This window comes from Pseudanabaena sp. CCNP1317, from assembly GCF_034931345.1.
Lineage (GTDB): Bacteria > Cyanobacteriota > Cyanobacteriia > Pseudanabaenales > Pseudanabaenaceae > Pseudanabaena > Pseudanabaena galeata.
In genome coordinates this window covers 30203-48549 of sequence record NZ_JAYGIF010000008.1, presented here as the reverse complement: position 1 = coordinate 48549, position 18347 = coordinate 30203, and the positions used below count along the sequence as shown (strand labels likewise).

The following is an 18347-nucleotide window of genomic DNA, read 5'->3' as shown; positions in this document are numbered from 1 at the left end:
TTTATATCTAGTAAAATTATCAGCTAACCCCATTATGCCTAAATTAACGTCAGACTGAAAAGCTATTTACTGATTTGGCGACACTCATCACTAGATATTGATTGAACACTACCGTCAGGGAGCGTTTTAACACAGGCAATATCTCTTTCGGCAGCAAAAAATGTATAGGCAATAACCCCAGAAAGTACGATTAAAGATATAGGAATTAGCACATTTAAAGATAGCCACTTAGGACGTAATTTCTTCTTGATACTGGCTAACTTTTTCTGAACTGATAAAATATTTGGATTCTTAGCATCAAGCGATCGCCTATAGATTTTGATAGCTTGTTCATAAAGATTTTTAACCTCTTGATACCGCTTCTGCGGGTAGTACATGGCTGCTAAATCTACTAAACTTGCCGCAATTTCTGGATGATCTGTACCTAACACCTTCTTTTTGATTTCTAAAGCTTCTAAAAACAATGATTCCGCTTTCAGATAAAATGCTTGAGCATTATAAATTGCGGCTAAATCTAACATTGCTGAGGCTACATCAGGATGATCTTCACCTAATGCTTGCTTACGAATAGCGATCGCCTGCAAAAATAATGGTTCTGCTTTAACAAAATCATTTTTTGAATAATTAAATACCGCCAGATCAATCAAGCAATTTGCAACACTAGGATGCATCTCTCCATAAGATTTTTGCGTTACCACTAAAATTTGTTGGAGTGTACCTTCAGCAGCATCTGTATAACTTCCCGATTTAAGATAGAGTTTAGCTAACTTTTTTAAGCTATCTATAAAAACATCTATGTTGCCATTAACGTAGGGGGGGACTGGATCAATTCGATAGTAAGCCATACTATCGCTGCTAAACACAATTTCATCGCCATGCATCAGCACCCAATGATCTCGACGCTCACCGTTGATTTGTATGCCATTCGTACTTCTCCCTTTTTCAGGATTCCCATCACTCAGCCGAAATAATTGAAACAAAGGTGGATCGATCAATATAGCCGTTAAAGTTGCGTGTTGACGAGATACCAACTGAGAATGCACCACAATATCATTTTCAGTAGCTCTCCCAAGACTATAGAATCGAGCATCTAGTAATACTCCTTGTATTCCTTCGGGGTCTTTAACCACAAAGGAGTGCTCGAATTGACTGCCTTCAACTACGGTTGCATCTTGGGGAATGATGGATCTGTTAATCATAGTAAGAGGGGCGATAGCTAATTGTGAAGAGCGCAATAGTCAGAATATTCAGATAGTTAACAATTATGACATTGATTAAAACTAACCTACCCACATCAAACTTGCAAGCAGCCATAATGAGCTATTTGGCTGAAAGCAACTAGACACAACGCTTTGCGCCATATCTAATACCAAAACACAAAATGGTGTAGCCATTTGTATTTTGAGCAATGTAAGTTCGATATTGCCATTTGCGTCGTGCGAAGCACGACGCAAATGGCGAAAAATGGTAAGAATCGTTTAGTTAGAAAGAGGGCTTGGTCTCCAAGCCCCCATCTCAGCGTTCCACTTTTGTCGAACTGACGTTTGAGCAATGTAAGTTTTGCTTAGGACGTAAAACCAAAAAGATGAGTGGCGGCGCTTAGCGCCGCCACTCATCTTTTTGGTTTTGCGATATAACAATTTTGTGCTTTTTATGCGCTCTTAAAAAAGCGGATAATTTCGCGGACATGCTCCAAAAACTGACTATCGGTACTGAGTTGAGCGATCGCCTGACGTGACTCTCGGACTAATCGCTCATGCTCACGATCATTGGTGGCGCGTAAATCTTCGACATTTGCACCTAATCGTGATAAATCTTTGCGTGTTTCCTCAGAAAACTGTATATATTTGGCAACCCATGAATAGGGATTTTCGCTGCTGAGTTGCTCGTTAAGCTGCTCATTAATTTGCCGTACTGATTCTTCTAAATTGGCAAACCTTTGGCGCAACTCCATCACATCTTCGCGAGGGTAATCAATTTGTCGAGAAATTGCTCGCAACCTCTGGGATATATACTCATAGGCACTAATGGCAGGACGCAATATCGTCAATAAAAGTGCAGCGATCGCCCCCACATAACCGATAGTGCCAATACCACTCGATGCTAAAACATAAAGAGCGATCGCCGAAATCACATGTAACCCCAGCGCTAAGCCTAGGGACTTTTGGGCAAGCGATCGGACATAGGGTAACTGGTTATCATCGACATTAATCCCTTTTTCCTTAGAAATTGTTGCTTGGTTGAGTACAGCCTTGGACTGAAAGTACACATTCCAAGGCACAGTGACGATGATAATCAGCCACACAAAAATGCTTGCGCCAATTACCCAATCAATGAAATTACCAAATGGCAAATTTAACCATTGAGTTAGTCCAAAGCCCGCAAGAAATATCAATAGTAATGCGCCAAGCCAGCCAATAAAATTACCCATAGGACGAACTGCTCATTGCTAGAATCTAATTGCATTATGCCAAAAGATAAAAAGCGGCGCAGAGCGCCGCTTTTTATCTTTTGGCTTGACAGTCCTAATCAGGAAATTTCTGTGGAAACTGTGCCGTTTCTACATTTAAAGCAACTGTTTGACCAGCACGCTTAACTTCCATACGGATTTTGTCACCAACCGCACGATCTTCAACTAATTGAGTAACTTGATCAGCACTCAAAATTTCTTTATCGTTAAATCTGACAATCACATCACCACGTCTAGCCCCTGCCTTTGCCGCAGGAGAGTCATCCACAACTCTAGTAATCAATACACCCTTATCTTCAGAGATTTGAATGCCGAACTCAGTGTCTTGATTAACCCGTCTTCTGACATTTGGATCAACCGTTACCATTTGAATACCAAGATAAGCACGGCTCACTTTCCCATTCTCAATTAGTTGCTTAGCAATACGCTGAGCAGTTTCGATCGGAATTGCAAAACCTAAACCCTGTGCGCCTTGAATAATTGCGGTGTTGACTCCAATAACTTCGCCATTTTGATTAAGCAAAGGACCACCTGAGTTACCAGGATTAATAGCAGCATCGGTTTGAATGAAGCTAACTCGCTTATCAACACCAATTTGTCCACTATTACGACCGATCGCACTGATGATGCCAGCCGTAACGGTATTGTCTAGACCAAGGGGATTACCGATCGCGATCGCCCAGTCTCCTGGTTGTAAATTTGCAGAACTGCCAATGCTTACGGTAGGTAAATTGTTGTCTGGCTTAACCTGTACAACCGCAATATCAGTTAGATCATCGCTACCTATGACCTTCCCTTCAATTTGGCGACCATCTTTGAGAATCACAGTTACCTTGTCTGCGCCACTAACAACATGGGCATTGGTGATGATGTCGCCATTCTTATTGATGATGAAACCAGAACCTGTACCACGCTCCACCCGTTCCCTAGGCATACGTCGGAGTTGATCACCAAAAAACTGGCGAAACATGGGGTCTTCCAAGAATTCCTGAGGGATTTGTTGATTGCTGGCTACAGTACGAGAGGCATTGATTCTAACTACGGCGGGGCCAGTGCGATTAACGGCTTCCACCACATAATTGCGGGGTACGGCAATCGATTTAACTCTGTCACTCTCCTGTGCGATCACTGGTGATATTGATGCAACTTGAGTTACGGGCGTAACTACCGTTGTATTTGGCGATCGCACTCCAGATACAACCGCCCAAGCTCCCAAAATCACACCTAATAGGAGCATCGAAGCATAAATCAAAGGTTGCTTGTAACGAGATTTTTTATTTGAGTCTCTCATAGCTATTTCCGCGACCAATAATACCTAAATTCTACAAAATATTGTTTACCATGTTAATCTTTGCCACCAGACGGAAAACCGCCACTTATAGCTACTACCAATCTCGTTAGGAGAGAAGACAAGAAGACATGTGGTGGGGCAAAGATTTGACTTATCCTGCTACAAGTAACCAAAGATATACAAATTAAACATAATTTTAGAGAGTAATGCATCACCCATCAGAACCGATTTAAATAAGCTGTGATAGGGCTGCACTATCGCGTTTTTCACTTAGTGAAGTGGATTTGTTTTCCCGCCGAAGGCGGGAAAACAAATCCTTATGCCTTGCTTGTTTGAAAAGCGCTATATAGCGATCCTAAATGAGTTGTAAGATTTGGAGGGTTGCTATATCACTTTAGTAATTATTTAGAATTCATCGATTTTGGTAAAGGTACAAGTGGCTCTTCCATGGCAATTAAGATTGGTTCTTCTTTGACTTGGTTAGGAGCATTGATATTATTTGTGACTGGGCTAAATTGAGGACTAGAGTTAAAGGTAAACATCGATCCAATTACCCCAACCACAGCCGCAACCGATATGCCAATACCTGCCAATTTCCATTTACGACGCTGCGATCGCTTGTCAATCTCAGCAAAGACACGATTAATCATTACATCTGTCTCTGCTTTTACAGATGAATGGGCTGCCACAGGCACTGGCAAATCAATTAAGGATTGACGTAGCTTTAGTTGTTGTTGATAGAGGCGACGGAAATCAACGTCATCGGACAGCCACTGTTCGACAAGTTGCTCTTCAGCTTCAGTTACTTCGCCATCTATATACGCACTGAGTAACTCAAAGCGCTCCTCTGGAATAATCATAGAACTATTAAAAATTTGGTTAGCACTCATAACTTAAATACACCCCTCGTTACATATTGGACAAATAGGGTTGTAGTTGCGCTTGTAGCTTCAATCTTGCTCTAGCTATACGTGATTTGACTGTACCAAGCGATACACCTGTTAACTCCGAAATCTCTTCGTAAGATAAACCTTGAATTTCCCTTAGCACAATGGTTTCTCGGAAACTAGAAGGTAAATCTTGAATAGCTTTGCGAAGTTGGTCATAGAACTCCTGCGTAGACATGTTCTCGATTGGGCTAGGAGCCGCGCTAGGTAAGTCCCAACTCATTTCATCACCATCGCCAGACATAAATGGTGCGTCGAGGGAAACGGAGTTGCCAACTCGTTTGCGTTTACGCAATTCGTCATAGAACAAATTTGTGGCAATCCGACTCAGCCAACCACGAAATTTTTCTGGCTCTTGTAAGCGCTTGATATTTCGGTAAACACGCAGCCATACTTCTTGAGCAAGATCAGCGCGATCTTGCCAGTCAGGAGCGAGTTTGTATAGTACTTGATCGACATAGGATTGATTACGTCGCATAAGTTCTGCAAACGCAGACCTACTGGTTTGCGCTTCGGTTTGGCACAGTTGTACCAATTCAACGATGGGGAGCTTATCAACGGACACGGAGTTGGAGGGCTTGTACCCTCCGATGCTGGTTGACCAAGATAGGCTATAACTCATCAATTACTCGCTCCTACTGGACTTGAATCTGCACATGACTAAATGTCTGTGTTTTTATCTTCAAGTTCTAGGACGGAGAATTATCAAAGTTTGTTCCTACCAAAACAGAGCTTTACTTGATATATAACACTTTGCCACATTAATAAACCCATAGATTTTTTGGGAAAGTCTTACTAAGTAAGACTTTCCCAAAAAATCTGTTGTTATCAGCGCAATGTACTTCTAAATATCGATATTTAAAGATATTTCAAGAGGGATAATAGCAGTTAGTTTGGGTGTTTTTGCTAATTCGTAGGTTTCCTTAGATTTTCCACCTAATTTTTTTACTTAAATTTATTTGGTTTTACTTATGCAGCGATCGCAGTGGATATCAGTGTTGACGGGCGTTGTCGCCGTAGTTTTGGGTGTGGGCTATTTGATTTTGGTACAAGTACTTGATTGGCGTGGCGGCGAAATGCTACCTGCTCCCGTTGATCTATCTTTTCTTTTTTAAACATCATCGGTACTGAGCGTAGACAAGGGGCTTAAGCCCCTTGTTCGCTATCGGTTGCAGTGAAATCATGAAACTAACCAGAAAAGGTCATTACAGTGTGAAGGCGATGCTCGATCTAGTGGTTTGGGCAAAACGCAAGCCTGCCTCAGTCCGCGAAATTAGCGATCGCCAATCGATTCCTGCCCCCTATTTAGAAAAAATCTTGATCGCTTTGCGTCAAGCAGATTTGGTGGAGTCAATTCGTGGCGTGCAAGGTGGTTATAAGCTGAAGCGATCGCCCAAAGACATCTCTCTGGGCGAAATTTTATCGGCAGTTGGCGAAGATACCTATCCTTTGCCCAGACTCAAGCCACAGGAAAAACTCGCCTCTGATTGGGTCACATTTGCCCTATGGCAAAGACTTGATCGCAAGCTTAAGGATGCTCTTTACAGTATTTGTTTAGAAGATTTATATTACGATGCCCGCAGTTGGCAAGCGTCTCAAGGACAAAGCGGAGGATTTATAGTTTAAATAAACGAGCTTTGCTCGTTTATTTAAACAGATTTCGAGCGAATTTGGCGCATGAGGTTAGCCATTTCGATCGCCGCCATCCCAAATTCCCAACCTTTATTACCCTTGATGCCTGCACGTTCTAGCGCCTGCTGCATCGTGTCAGTGGTCAACACCCCAAAAATAATCGGTACACCAGTCTGGAAAGAGGTTGCCGCAACTCCCTTAGAAACCTCATTAGCCACATAGTCAAAATGGGGAGTGTCCCCGCGAATGACAGCCCCTAGGCAAATAATTGCGTCATAACGACCTGAATCTGCTAATTTCTTTGCCACCATTGATATTTCCAGACTTCCTGGAACCCATGCATAATCAACTTGGCTACCAGTTTCTGAAACATCAACACCATGTCTCAATAACGAATCTTGACATCCTTGGAGAAGCTTACCGACGATCAGGTCATTAAACCGAGCTACCACGATCGCAAAGCGCAAACTATCTGTATTGGTAAAGCTACCTTCAAAAACGGTCATAGAATTTTAATTTGTAGCAATTTTCAAATATTAATCAAAATTAAGCAAAGTAAAAGTTTTACAACACCTTGCTTAGCAAGGTGTTGTAAAACTTTTGGGGGGCTTTATTAGCTATGTCTAAGCTACAAAAGCATTCAAAATGCCGATGACAATTACAAATGCTAACCAAATCAGAGAGCCAAGAAATAACAGAGGTTTTGTTTGGTTCCAAGAGCTAGGGGATGCGTAAGCTACGGGTACACCAATCACCAAAACGAAGGAAAACAATACAAAAGCTGCCAATAAAAGTTGGAATAGAATAGTCACTTTATTTAAACTCCGAATACTAAAACAAAATACTAAGACAAATCCTTTACACCAAATTAGCAGAAAATGCGTCTCTCTTAAGGTTTGAAGTAAATGGTACTGAAGCACCATTTACTTCAAATTACAAAGCGCCTGCGGCAGTGCGATCGAGCACACCTTCAGATAGGTGCGTCGTAATATTTCCAGATTGCAAGATTGGACTGCCCTGTGCGCCTTGAGGATAATCAATCACACTGACACCACCATTACCTTGCTTAAATACCCAAAACTGCTCAGGGGTAAAGTCAAATAATAGGCAAAGAATCGCTTTGTTTACCGCATCGTGGGCGACAACCAGCGCCGTTTCACCTGCGGGAACAGACTCGACAATCTTTTGCCAAATAATTGCCACACGATCCCAAACCTGCTGTAAATTCTCACCTTCAGGCATTTGCACGGTTTCAGGTTGAGCTTGCCAGAGAGCTAGTTCTCCGGGAAACTCAGCTTCGATTTCATGTTCAAATTTGCCTTCCCAGAGACCATGGGAAATTTCTTTGAGTTCATCAAATAACTCCAGCTTAATGTTGGGGTGCTTGCTTAAAATTTCTAGAGCCGTGTCTTTAGGGCGCAACATCGGGCTGCTAAATGCTTTATCGATTTTAACCTTTGCCAAAAATTCACTGGCTCGTCGCGCTTGGGCATGACCATTGTTATTGAGGGGGACATCGATTTGTCCTTGGAAACGTTTTTGACGATTCCACTCAGTTTCACCATGACGAACTAATAATAGACGCGGACCATTGTGATTTTTCTTGACAGGGGGTAATGGTGAACCTGAAATATCGGCAAGATGACTAGCAAGGTTGAGAGATTCAAGCTGCACGCCGTCGGTGATACTTGCTCCTTGGAAATTGAGGACACTTATGGCGCAGTTAACTTGCTGAATATTGTGATACAGACTCACAGGAATACCGATCGCCGAGCAAATTAGAGCGCGATTAATGCCGCTATGCCCCACCAACAAAATTGTTTGATCTTGATGTTTGACTAAAATCTCATTCCATAAAGCTTTGGCTTGTGCAAATAAGTCGAGGATGGGGTAGCGATCGCCTAATTGAAATTTTTCTGGCTCATTTTGCCAGAGATGATATTTTTCAGGAAACTGCTCTTTAACGTCACCAGCGATCATCGATTCCCATTCACTGAGATCAATTTCGAGTAAACCATCAGTTGTTCTTAGTTCTGGAGGATTAAAATTTTCAACCAAAATAAGTTTCGCAGTATTTTGAGCACGTACTAAAGGACTAGCATAGGCAACATCAACATTGAGATTTGATAGCGCTTTTCCTGCGAGCTTAGCCTGCTGTTTTCCCTTGTCCGTCAAGACAGACTGCAATTCTGGGCGATCGTAATTACCTCGTCCTTGAATTTTGCTTAAGATATTGAAATTACTTTCGCCGTGACGGACGATAACTACTCGCGTACTCAGAACTTTACCCTCATTTTCTTGATTTTTAAAGTTGGAGGTACAGCGCAGCCGAACCCCTAACATAACTATCAATATTAAAACACTATTAAGAAATTGTAACGCTCAACGCTGCGCTATAATACTACGATAGGCTTAAGCTGGCTGCTAGCTAAAACGCATCTAGCTGCTGGTTAAGTAATCGAGCTTACCAACCATAATCATAAACTTGAACCATCAAGTACGCTGTTTTACTTACAGGCTGAATGCTGTAGGCAAATGGTGTAAGCACCTTTTAGATAGTCTAATAAACGCCAGTCTAAGAAATAACTAATTCTTTTAACGAAACCCCACCAATTTTCCATACAAAGCAATATGCCTCGTTATCGTGATGTCAGAGCAGACACAACGACCAGTTATTAGCTCGGTACATAGCTAAGATGGCTGGTTGACGATATAGACAGATTGCAATCGAAATTTTTTCTTATTTTCGTTATTGGTATGTTCTGTTGTAAAGCCCCTAAGACTTTTTGAGTCTGTTTATTAAAGGGTTTGAAAGATATTTTTTTTAATATTTTTTATACGAAGTTTAGAAAAAATATTTTTCTGGTAGGTTCTTAGGCTGGCTCTTTTGAATCGAAGAAATTCTGAGGAAATTGAATGCCAAAGCAAATAATTATTGCCGAGCAGTATCGAATTGCTGCTGTTTTTAGTGAAGATCAAATTGAAGAAATTGTTGTGGCCGCAGGAACTCACCAAGTCGGGGATGTTTACTTGGGCGTTGTCGAAAATGTTTTAACTAGTATTGATGCGGCTTTTGTCAATATTGGCGATGGCGATCGCAATGGCTTTATTCACATTACTGACCTTGGCCCCTTAAAAATGCGGCGATCGTCTGGATCGATCAGCGATCTAGTCGTACCGCAACAGCGTGTGCTGGTGCAGGTGATGAAGGAGCCAACAGGAAATAAAGGTCCCAGACTAACAGGAAATATTTCATTACCCGGTCGTTATGTTGTGCTATTGCCATTTGGTCGGGGGGTGAACCTATCTCGACGCATTCGCAGTGAGGCTGAACGTAACCGTCTTCGCGCCCTTGCCATTTTGGTTAAGCCTGCGGGTATGGGTATATTGGTGCGGACTGAAGCCGACGGAATGCCAGAGGAGCAGATCATTGAGGATCTCGATAATTTACAGCGCCAGTGGGAGGGCATTCAGCAGGATGTGGCAACTACGCGCCAGCCGACGTTACTCGATCGCGAACGGGATTTTGTACAACGAGTATTGCGCGATCTTTATAGCACTGAAGTAAATCGCATTGTCACCGATACTAGCGATGGGCTACGTCGTATTAAGCAACATTTATTGGGCTGGGCGGATGGCAAAATTCCTAGCGGCTTAATGCTAGACCATCATCGTGAGCGCACACCGATTTTAGAATATTTTCGGGTAAATGCAGGTATCCGTGAAGCCCTTAAGCCTAGGGTCGATCTGCCCAGTGGTGGCTACATTATTATTGAGCCAACCGAAGCATTGACCGTCATCGATGTTAACTCTGGCTCCTTTACCAAGTCCCAAACCTCTCGTGAGACGGTGTTGTGGACAAACTGCGAAGCGGCCGTGGAGATTGCTCGTCAAATTCGTCTGCGAAATATTGCTGGCGTAATTGTGGTGGACTTCATTGATATGGACACTCGCCGCGATCAATTGCAACTTTTAGAACATTTTAATAAAGCGTTACGCGCAGATAAGTCCCGTCCTCAAATTGCTCAGCTTACTGAATTGGGGCTAGTTGAGCTTACCCGTAAGCGCCAAGGTCAGAGTATTTACGAATTGTTTGGTCGTCCTTGTTCGACCTGTGGTGGTTTGGGGCATCTAATGCACTTACCTGGGGAAGCGGCGGGACAACCTGTTGATGCTACATCACGCACTTGGGAATCAAAACAATCGAATCAGCTTGATTTTACCTCTGAGTATGAAGATGGCGATTCGGAGTTGGGTGGTGGACTTGAGCCTAATTTGGTGAACCATCCTAGCTATCAAGAACGTGGCAATCTACGTAGACGCGGAAAACGAGCCATCCTCAACAAAGATCCACGGGAGTCGCGTGAACCAGAAAAAGTTATACCTGCGGATGTGCGATCGCGTTTCGAGCCAAGGATTGAGCCTCTAGTTGAGCCACGTTTTGAGCCACGCATCGAGCGCGAAGTCATAGTTGATCGGTCAGTTCCAAGTAAGTTATCTTTGCCGAGCATTCCTGCAGCTAAGGCGATCGCCGAGCCTAGCGAAGAATTAGTCGAGGTAATTGATGCTGCGCCTGTAGTTGTACCTGAGAATTTACCTGAGCGACCTAATAAGCGAGAAATTCGCACCAAAGTTATTGAGCCACCAGAGGTAGTTGTGGTGGAAATGACTGAAGAAGAGCAAGATGTTTATTCGCAAATTGGTGTTTCTCCCTTGGTATTATTAGATCGTGAAGTTAAAGATCCTCGCAATGTGATTGTGACTGTGGCTTTACCAGGGCAAGCGCCAAAAATTGCGAATAATATTGGTCATCTTCGTTCAAGATCGGAATCACTGATGGAATCAAGATCTGATTCAAGGTTTGAATCAAGTACCGACGTAAATCTTTCGGTGGGGCGAGAAGAACAATTTGCCGAAAGCTTAACTGAATCTGAAGAAGAAATCATTGAGCCACCAACTGAAACTGTAACCATGAATCCAGTGATTAACCCTGTCAAAAATGGTACTTCCAACGGTGTAATTTTGAGAGTAAATCGGGCGCAACCAATTGATTCATCAAACACCGAAGAAAATTTAGACTCAAGATCTGAGTCATCGGAAAATTCTAAGGAGTTTGTGCCAATTCAATCACCTGAAGCTTCTCGACGTAAGCGATCTTCCGCAAATCAACCATAAAAAATTATGCCAATTCACTAAAGTGTGGCCACACTTTAGTGAATTAAAAAAATGCCAGTTCGACGAAAGCAGAAAATGGTAAGAATCGCTAAGCGATTCTTACCATTTTCTGCCATTTGCGGCTTGCTTCGCACGCCGCAAATGGCTATATCGAACTCACGTTGTTCTAGAAAACCAGATCAATTTCTAGTTTTTTAAGATTGATGGCGTGTAGCTTGTAACCTGATTTATCAGAAATTGCGATCGCTAATAAATTGATATCAATCGGAGCGATCGCTGTCACTTCGCCATCAATAATCAAGTTATTAATATTATTACCGCGCAAATCTAACAACATTAAAATAGTCTGATGCTCATTGTAACTAGCGGTAATCACATAACCCCAAGGGGTTGCAGACATGATTAAGACTTCATACTCTAAGGGAATTCGCATCAGCCGATAGGGCTTGATGTCAAGCAGATAGATATTTTTATGATTACCTGCTTCTAGCAAAAGTACGCGATCGCTGGTAAATGTAGCAATTCCAGAATCTATCGGTATGGGCAGAGATAAGCGATACATAATATTGCAACGTCGCGAAATAACAATCGCCCGACTTTCATTATTTTCTGGCTTATTAGCGATCGCTAACAAATGATGTTGATCGAAGGCAATGATGCAACTTAAGTCTCTAGTGGCAAACTCCAAGCGCATTGCTCGACCATAAACTAAATTTCGGATTTCTAATTGTTTACCCGTAGATACGGCAAACCAATCACCATGGGGAGAAATAGCCCATTTGAAGGCTTGAGATGATTGATACAAAGATTTTGGTTTTACTTGCCCAAACTGATAGATCGAGCGCTTGGTGATCGCAAATAAGGTCTTTCTTGCAAAAGTGATCGCCTCAATTTCATATTCAGATTTGGCGATCTGTTCAGACTGATCCAAAGTCAAACTATGCCAGTGCAGAAGAAAACTAGAAGTACTATAAAAACGCGATTTTTCTGCACCAACTAGCCCAACAATCTTTTCAGGTGTATCTTTTTGGGCAAAATGTTGCGATTTCTGGTCAAAGAAAACTGTCGTACAAATTTCAGCATCAAGCCCCATTTGAACATGGCTAAAATCTTCAGAGCGAATTGCTTCTAGATCTTGGCGCATCTCCGAGGCTGAAATGTATCGACGTTTTGGTAATTTCTCTAGCGATCGCGTAATAATCTTGGCAAGCGATCGGGGCAAACTATCAGGAATAACGATCCGATGATTTAAGTGAGCATTCATCAATTCCGTAGGCATTCCTGTAAATGGTCGCTTGCCAACCAGAAGCTCATACAAAATAATCCCCACTGCATAAATGTCCGAGCCTGCTGAAAATTGACCATAAAACCGTTCAGGAGCCATATAACCAGGCGAGCCACTATTGTTGCTATCAGTACCGATTTCTTGACTGAGCTTAGCAATACCAAAATCGGAAATTTTGGCAAGCCATCCATTAGCCGTAATCTTTAGCAGTATATTTTCAGGCTTAATATCACAATGGATAATATTCGCGGCATGGGCATGTTCTAAACCCAGCAAAATATCATGAATTAAATCAAAGCATTGCTGCACTGATAGGGTTTTGCTATGGCTCATCAGATCTCGGAGTGTACCCCCCTCGCAGTAGTCCATCACTAAATAGCGATAGTTTTGATGATGCATTAGCGCTGAACAGGTAACAATATTTTCATGCTGTAGGGTCAATAAAAAGCGCAATTCGCGTAAAAGCTTACTAGTAGGAAATCGCTGATGTTCCAGTTCTTTGAGCGCGACCAATTTGCCAGTATCTCGCATCCTTGCACATGAAACCTTGCCAAATTGTCCTCTGCCAACTAAGCCTAAGATCCGATACTTAGAGAACTGCGAAGGGTATTTTTCATTCATATGGGCATAATCAAGTCTCAGGAAAATTAATCAGAAAAATTAAAACTAGTTCAGCTAAGCTTACCCCCTCTGTTAACCCAAACCACTTAAAGCCTCACCACAAAGTCAAGATCCGATTTTTGAGGGTGCGGCTTCGCAATACCTTCAAAAATTTGGTTCTTGATTAAGTTACTGACGTTACGTGGAAGTTTCTAAGACCCTCACCCCTAGCCCCTCGCCCTTTGGGAGAGGGGAACAAGAATTTTCTGGATTTTGCTCCCCCTCTCCTCTATGGGAGAGGGGGATGGGGGGTGAGGGCAATCTTCATTCCACGTAACATCAGTAAGTTACAGAAATTTAAATCCAACTACCGTTAAGCTTAACAATATTCTCTAAAATCACGACGCTTAACATTTCGTTGCAAAACAACTAGAGAGAAGTCCAAAGATTGTCGATATCATGGTAGGAAGTGATATATAAAACGTAATATTTCTCAGCCAAATCCTTAGTCAAATTTATGAGTCAAGCTTCTGCATCCGCCGATGTCCCTAGCATGGGCCGTCGTCAATTTATGAACTTAATTTTAGGGGGTTCTGCGGCCGTAACCACCCTTGGAGCCGCAGGTCCTTTCCTCGCCTATTTTGTCCCACCTTCTCGCGGTGGAACTGGCGGTGGCGTTGCTGCTAAGGACGCACTAGGTAATGATGTAATTGCTTCAAAGTTCTTGGCAGATCATCAAGCAGGCGATCGCGTACTTGCTCAAGGACTTAAAGGCGATCCTACTTATATTGTCGTTACCGACAATAAAGAAATTGCTTCCTATGGACTAAACGCAGTTTGTACACACCTTGGTTGCGTTGTGCCTTGGAATGTTGCCGAAAATAAATTTATGTGTCCTTGTCACGGCTCTCAGTACAACGCTGAAGGTAAAGTTGTACGGGGTCCCGCGCCATTGTCTCTAGCCCTTGCCCATGCCACAGTTAGCGATGATGTGGTGCAATTTAGCACATGGACAGAAACTGACTTCCGCACTAATGAAGCACCTTGGTGGGCTTAAAATAAAGGGTTAAGGATAGACGACGAGGAGCGCCGTCTATCCTTAACATATCGAAATTGGTATTTGAATTACATTTGAACTTATACATGAAAAAAGCTTTGTTCCGTGCTAATCGTTTGATTGTGGGAGTCAGTCTATGTGTCCTCACAAGTTTAACTTTACTATTCGGGCTTAATGCCCCCTCTGCTTTTGCATATCCTTATTTTGCTCAAGAAGCTTACAAAAATCCTCGCGAAGCTACAGGTCGCATCGTCTGCGCTAACTGCCACCTCGCCCAAAAGGGAATCGAATTAGAACTACCTCAAGCAGTGCTACCCGACTCCGTATTTGAAGCCGTTGTCAAACTCCCCTACGATCACACCAAACAACAAGTAAGTGCTGATGGCAGCAAAACAGGTCTGAACGTTGGTGCAGTTTTAGTATTGCCTGAAGGATTTAAGATTGCTCCTGAAGATCGCTTGTCTGAAGAACTGAAGGAAAAGACCAAGGATACCTATTACCAACCCTACAGTGATACCCAAGAAAATATTGTTTTAGTTGGTCCCGTATCTGGTGATGATTATTCGGAAATTGTTTTTCCTGTACTTGCTCCCGATCCTGCTAAGGACAAGAATGTTCACTTCTTGAAATATTCAGTCAGTGCTGGTGGCAACCGTGGTCGTGGACAGGTTTATCCTACTGGCGAAAAGAGCAATAACAACGAATATACTTCTTCTGTTTCTGGTCTAGTTACGCAAATTAGCCCGATCGCCCCAAATGAAGATGAAGGTATCTACGGTGGTTATGAAATTTCAGTTCAGACTACTGATGGCAGTATTGCTGTTGAGAAGGTTCCTGCTGGTGCTGAACTAGTTGTAGAACCTGGTAGTGATGTGAAAGTTGGTTCTCCTCTAACCACAAATCCTAATATTGGTGGTTTTGGTCAGCATGATGGCGAAATCGTCCTTCAAGATCCTCGCCGCATTCAGTGGTTGCTAGCATTCTTTGCTTCGGTCATCGTTACCCAAATTTTGTTGGTACTGAAGAAGAAGCAAGTCGAAAAAGTCCAAGCCGCAGAAATGAATTTCTAAATTGCACTATATTTAAATAAAAAAGCACCCATTGGGTGCTTTTTTATTTTGCTTGCCTATATTTTAGTTAACGTCAGTTCGACGAAAGCGAAAAATGGTAAGAATCGCTAAGCGATTCTTACCATTTTTCGCCATTTGCGGCGTGCGAAGCACGCCGCAAATGGCTATATCGAACTCACGTTAACGTCAGAAAAAGTCAGAAAACTTCTATAAAAAATTGCTTTTATGTCGCTACAATATGTCCACCTTATTGGTGAGGATGTAGGGATATGTATAGAAAGCATCAGAAAATGTCAGTTGCTAATATTGGCGCAACGATTTTAGCGGCATTTGTGGGGGCGATCATTGTGCCGATGCCGACACAGGCGCAACACACAACTGTTAACCCCGCAAATCGGGCTGTTCGCAATGAAGCCGATCGCTTGCTTGATCTTGGCTATGTACAACTCAAAGATGGCAAACCACGCGAAGCCATTAAGACTTGGCTCTATGCGATCGGCTATTACCGTCGCATTAATGACCAACCTGCGATCGCCTACACACTGGCAAGGGTGAGCGATGCCTATGAAATGATGGGAGCAGCGAACGCCGCTCAAGATACAACTCGCCAAAGAATCCGTTATGCCAATACTTTGCAAGACAATGGCGCAAAGTTAGAAAGCTCCAATAATTTGGTCAGTTTTGAGATTGCCCAAAACAAACTAGAATCTGCGGCGAAACTCAACAACGAAACTCTTGATCTGGCTATTCAAAATGATCAAGGACTGAATACCGCGCTTGCTCTGAATAACAAAGGTTTAATTGCAGGGCGCTACGGTGACCATCTAGCGGCGATCAAGCTCTATTATGCATCTATCAAAAAATATCCACTCCGTGAGGCGATCGGTGAAGGCTATGTCTATGTCAATAGCGGCGATAGTTTCATGTCGTTGGATAATTACAAATCAGCGATCAAGGACTATGGTATGGCTCTAACGATCGCCCGCCAATATCGCAATTATCCATTGATGGCAGTTGCTAGCGATCGCTTGATTGCCGCCTATCTCGAAGTCCCTAACTTTTATCGCATTGAAGAATTATTGCAAAATCGCTCTAGCTTGGCTTTGGTGATGGGCGATCGCGAAACGGCGGCGATCGCTCAGCGATATTTGGGTGATTTGTACTTATCTTTTGGAAATCTGCCAAAATCACGCGCTGCTTACCAAGAGTCCTATGATTTTGCTGCTATGCTAGAAGATACTTCTGGCTTGCAACTGCGAGAAGCTTATTACAAATTGCAAGCTCTAAAAAGAATGTGATTTTGGCTAGGTGACGCTATGCGCCACCTAGAATCAAATATAAAAGCGATTTTTATTTAAAAATTTAGTAAAAAACCTTGAATTTGCCATGCCAGCGATCGTCATTCCACGTCGGTTAGATGTAGCTGCTCTTGATCAAGCTGATCTTGATCAGGCTTCAGTCTCCACTGCTCCCACTCAGCATATCCTGCCCAATGGGGTAAAGATTATTGCCGAACAGATTCCTGTTGATGCGGTCAATCTCAGTATTTGGGTTGACGTTGGCTCTGCGGTCGAGAGTGATGACATCAACGGTATGGCACATTTCCTAGAGCATATGGTGTTCAAGGGCAGCGATCGCCTTGGCTTAGGGGAATTTGAACAGGCGATCGAGTCTCATGGTGGTAATACTAATGCGGCTACTAGTCAGGACTACACGCATTTTTATATCAATGTTGCGCCTAAGGATTTTGCGAAACTTGCACCTCTACAACTGGATATAGTTCTAAAATCTAGCATTCCTGACGAAGAATTTCAGCGCGAAAGGCATGTGGTACTAGAAGAAATTCGGCGCAGTGAAGATAATCCCGATCGCCGTATTTATCGTCATATTTCGGAATTAGTGTATGAGCAGTTACCCTATCGTCGTGCTGTTCTGGGCCCCGTAGATGTAATTGAAAACGTCACCTCAGAGCAAATGCGATCGTTTCATCGCCAATGGTATGCACCTCAAAATATGACGATCGCCGTTGTTGGCAATTTACCCGTCAGCGAGATGATTGGTGTGATTGCGGATTATTTTGAGACACGAAAAGAAGGAGATGCGATCGCTGTCAAGCCAAAGCACAAAGACTTTACATCCGAAAAGCCATTTACGGAAGTTGTGCGGCGCGAAGTCACTGATTCAAGTCTGAAGCAAGCCAGACTGAGCATGTCATGGCGCGTCGCTGGTTTAAGAGATTTAGCGGAAACCTATCCCTTAAGTATTTTGGCAAACATTCTCGGTAGTGGACGCACTTCGCGGATGGTGCAGGACTTGCGCGAAAATCGACGCATTGTTGATCGCATTTCTGTGAGCAATTCAGCGATGCGTTGGCAAGGAACTTTTCAAGTATTTGCGAAGTTGAATGTGGAAGATGTAGCGATCGTTGAAGAGGCAATTCGCGAACATATCCTCAAATTGCATGAAACTCCCGTCACCGATGAGGAGCTTGCCAAAATCCGCACTCAAGTCAGCAATCGTTTCATCTTTGGCAATGAATCACCCAAGGAACGCGCTGGTATTTATGGCTATTACGATCGCATTGTCGGTTCGCTAGAGCCAGCTTTAAACTATCCCGATCTCATGAAATCCATCACCAAAGAGGATATCCAAGCCGCCGTTCGTAAATATCTCAATCCTGATGCCTACGGTATTTTGATTGTCAAACCTTAAATGGTAGTAAGGAATGAAAATTAATTAATTTTCATTCCTTACTTCATAAAAAAACCTCCAAATGACCATTTAAGAGATTTTTTCTCCTAAATGGTCATTTGGAGGAAC

16 protein-coding genes are annotated in these 18347 nt (G+C 42.8%); 7 read left to right on the top strand and 9 right to left on the bottom strand.

From position 1 onward, the window contains the following. Positions 1 to 62 precede the first annotated feature (62 nt). From VB775_RS04720 to VB775_RS04700, 5 genes are all read right to left on the bottom strand, one after another. On the bottom strand, positions 63 to 1199 hold the full coding sequence (locus VB775_RS04720; RefSeq protein WP_281009146.1) for a tetratricopeptide repeat protein: 1137 nt from the start codon (positions 1197 to 1199) through the stop codon (positions 63 to 65). 452 nt (positions 1200 to 1651) lie between these two features. Then, positions 1652 to 2431: a hypothetical protein gene (locus tag VB775_RS04715; RefSeq protein WP_281009145.1), complete on the bottom strand. Its 780-nt coding sequence runs from the start codon at positions 2429 to 2431 to the stop codon at positions 1652 to 1654. A 94-nt stretch (positions 2432 to 2525) separates the two neighbouring features. Beyond that, complete coding sequence (locus VB775_RS04710; RefSeq protein ID WP_281009144.1) at positions 2526 to 3761, bottom strand: HhoA/HhoB/HtrA family serine endopeptidase; 1236 nt, start codon at positions 3759 to 3761, stop codon at positions 2526 to 2528. 401 nt (positions 3762 to 4162) lie between these two features. Then, complete coding sequence (locus VB775_RS04705) at positions 4163 to 4621, bottom strand: anti-sigma factor family protein (protein ID WP_281009143.1); 459 nt, start codon at positions 4619 to 4621, stop codon at positions 4163 to 4165. Between the two features lie 49 nt (positions 4622 to 4670). After that, positions 4671 to 5330 carry a sigma-70 family RNA polymerase sigma factor gene (locus VB775_RS04700; RefSeq protein WP_281009142.1) on the bottom strand — a complete coding sequence of 220 codons (660 nt, stop codon included), beginning with the start codon at positions 5328 to 5330 and terminating at the stop codon, positions 4671 to 4673. A 337-nt stretch (positions 5331 to 5667) separates the two neighbouring features. On the opposite strand from VB775_RS04700, the gene VB775_RS04695 reads away from it, so the two are divergent. After that, on the top strand, positions 5668 to 5823 hold the full coding sequence (locus tag VB775_RS04695) for a hypothetical protein (protein WP_281009141.1): 156 nt from the start codon (positions 5668 to 5670) through the stop codon (positions 5821 to 5823). Between the two features lie 67 nt (positions 5824 to 5890). Beyond that, positions 5891 to 6334 carry an RrF2 family transcriptional regulator gene (locus tag VB775_RS04690; protein ID WP_281009140.1) on the top strand — a complete coding sequence of 148 codons (444 nt, stop codon included), beginning with the start codon at positions 5891 to 5893 and terminating at the stop codon, positions 6332 to 6334. A 23-nt stretch (positions 6335 to 6357) separates the two neighbouring features. Here the strand turns inward: VB775_RS04690 and ribH are convergent, their stop codons facing one another. The 3 genes from ribH to VB775_RS04675 form a co-directional block, all read right to left on the bottom strand. Next, positions 6358 to 6846, bottom strand: a complete 489-nt coding sequence (ribH, locus tag VB775_RS04685; protein WP_281009139.1) for a 6,7-dimethyl-8-ribityllumazine synthase — start codon at positions 6844 to 6846, stop codon at positions 6358 to 6360. 117 nt (positions 6847 to 6963) lie between these two features. Next, positions 6964 to 7152 (bottom strand): photosystem II reaction center protein PsbZ, encoded by a 189-nt coding sequence (gene psbZ / locus VB775_RS04680; RefSeq protein WP_072143510.1) that lies wholly within the window; start codon positions 7150 to 7152, stop codon positions 6964 to 6966. A 121-nt stretch (positions 7153 to 7273) separates the two neighbouring features. After that, the gene (locus tag VB775_RS04675; protein WP_281009138.1) at positions 7274 to 8683 is read right to left on the bottom strand and encodes a histidine phosphatase family protein; all 1410 of its coding nucleotides are present in this window, start codon (positions 8681 to 8683) and stop codon (positions 7274 to 7276) included. Positions 8684 to 9256: 573 nt separating this feature from the next. Here VB775_RS04675 and VB775_RS04670 point away from each other — a divergent pair. Continuing rightward, positions 9257 to 11515 (top strand): Rne/Rng family ribonuclease, encoded by a 2259-nt coding sequence (locus VB775_RS04670; RefSeq protein WP_281009137.1) that lies wholly within the window; start codon positions 9257 to 9259, stop codon positions 11513 to 11515. A gap of 166 nt (positions 11516 to 11681) precedes the next feature. On the opposite strand, the gene VB775_RS04665 is transcribed toward VB775_RS04670, so the two are convergent. Further along, positions 11682 to 13421, bottom strand: a complete 1740-nt coding sequence (locus VB775_RS04665) for a serine/threonine-protein kinase (protein WP_281009136.1) — start codon at positions 13419 to 13421, stop codon at positions 11682 to 11684. Between the two features lie 496 nt (positions 13422 to 13917). On the opposite strand from VB775_RS04665, the gene petC reads away from it, so the two are divergent. The 4 genes from petC (at position 13918) to VB775_RS04645 (ending at position 18239) form a co-directional block, all read left to right on the top strand. Beyond that, positions 13918 to 14457 carry a cytochrome b6-f complex iron-sulfur subunit gene (petC, locus tag VB775_RS04660; protein ID WP_190576956.1) on the top strand — a complete coding sequence of 180 codons (540 nt, stop codon included), beginning with the start codon at positions 13918 to 13920 and terminating at the stop codon, positions 14455 to 14457. A gap of 86 nt (positions 14458 to 14543) precedes the next feature. After that, on the top strand, positions 14544 to 15527 hold the full coding sequence (locus VB775_RS04655) for an apocytochrome f (protein ID WP_281009135.1): 984 nt from the start codon (positions 14544 to 14546) through the stop codon (positions 15525 to 15527). Positions 15528 to 15817: 290 nt separating this feature from the next. After that, entirely contained in the window at positions 15818 to 16825 is a 1008-nt protein-coding gene (locus tag VB775_RS04650; protein WP_281009134.1) for a hypothetical protein, read from the top strand. A gap of 88 nt (positions 16826 to 16913) precedes the next feature. Continuing rightward, positions 16914 to 18239 (top strand): M16 family metallopeptidase, encoded by a 1326-nt coding sequence (locus VB775_RS04645; protein WP_281009133.1) that lies wholly within the window; start codon positions 16914 to 16916, stop codon positions 18237 to 18239. The last annotated feature ends 108 nt before the right edge of the window (positions 18240 to 18347 follow it).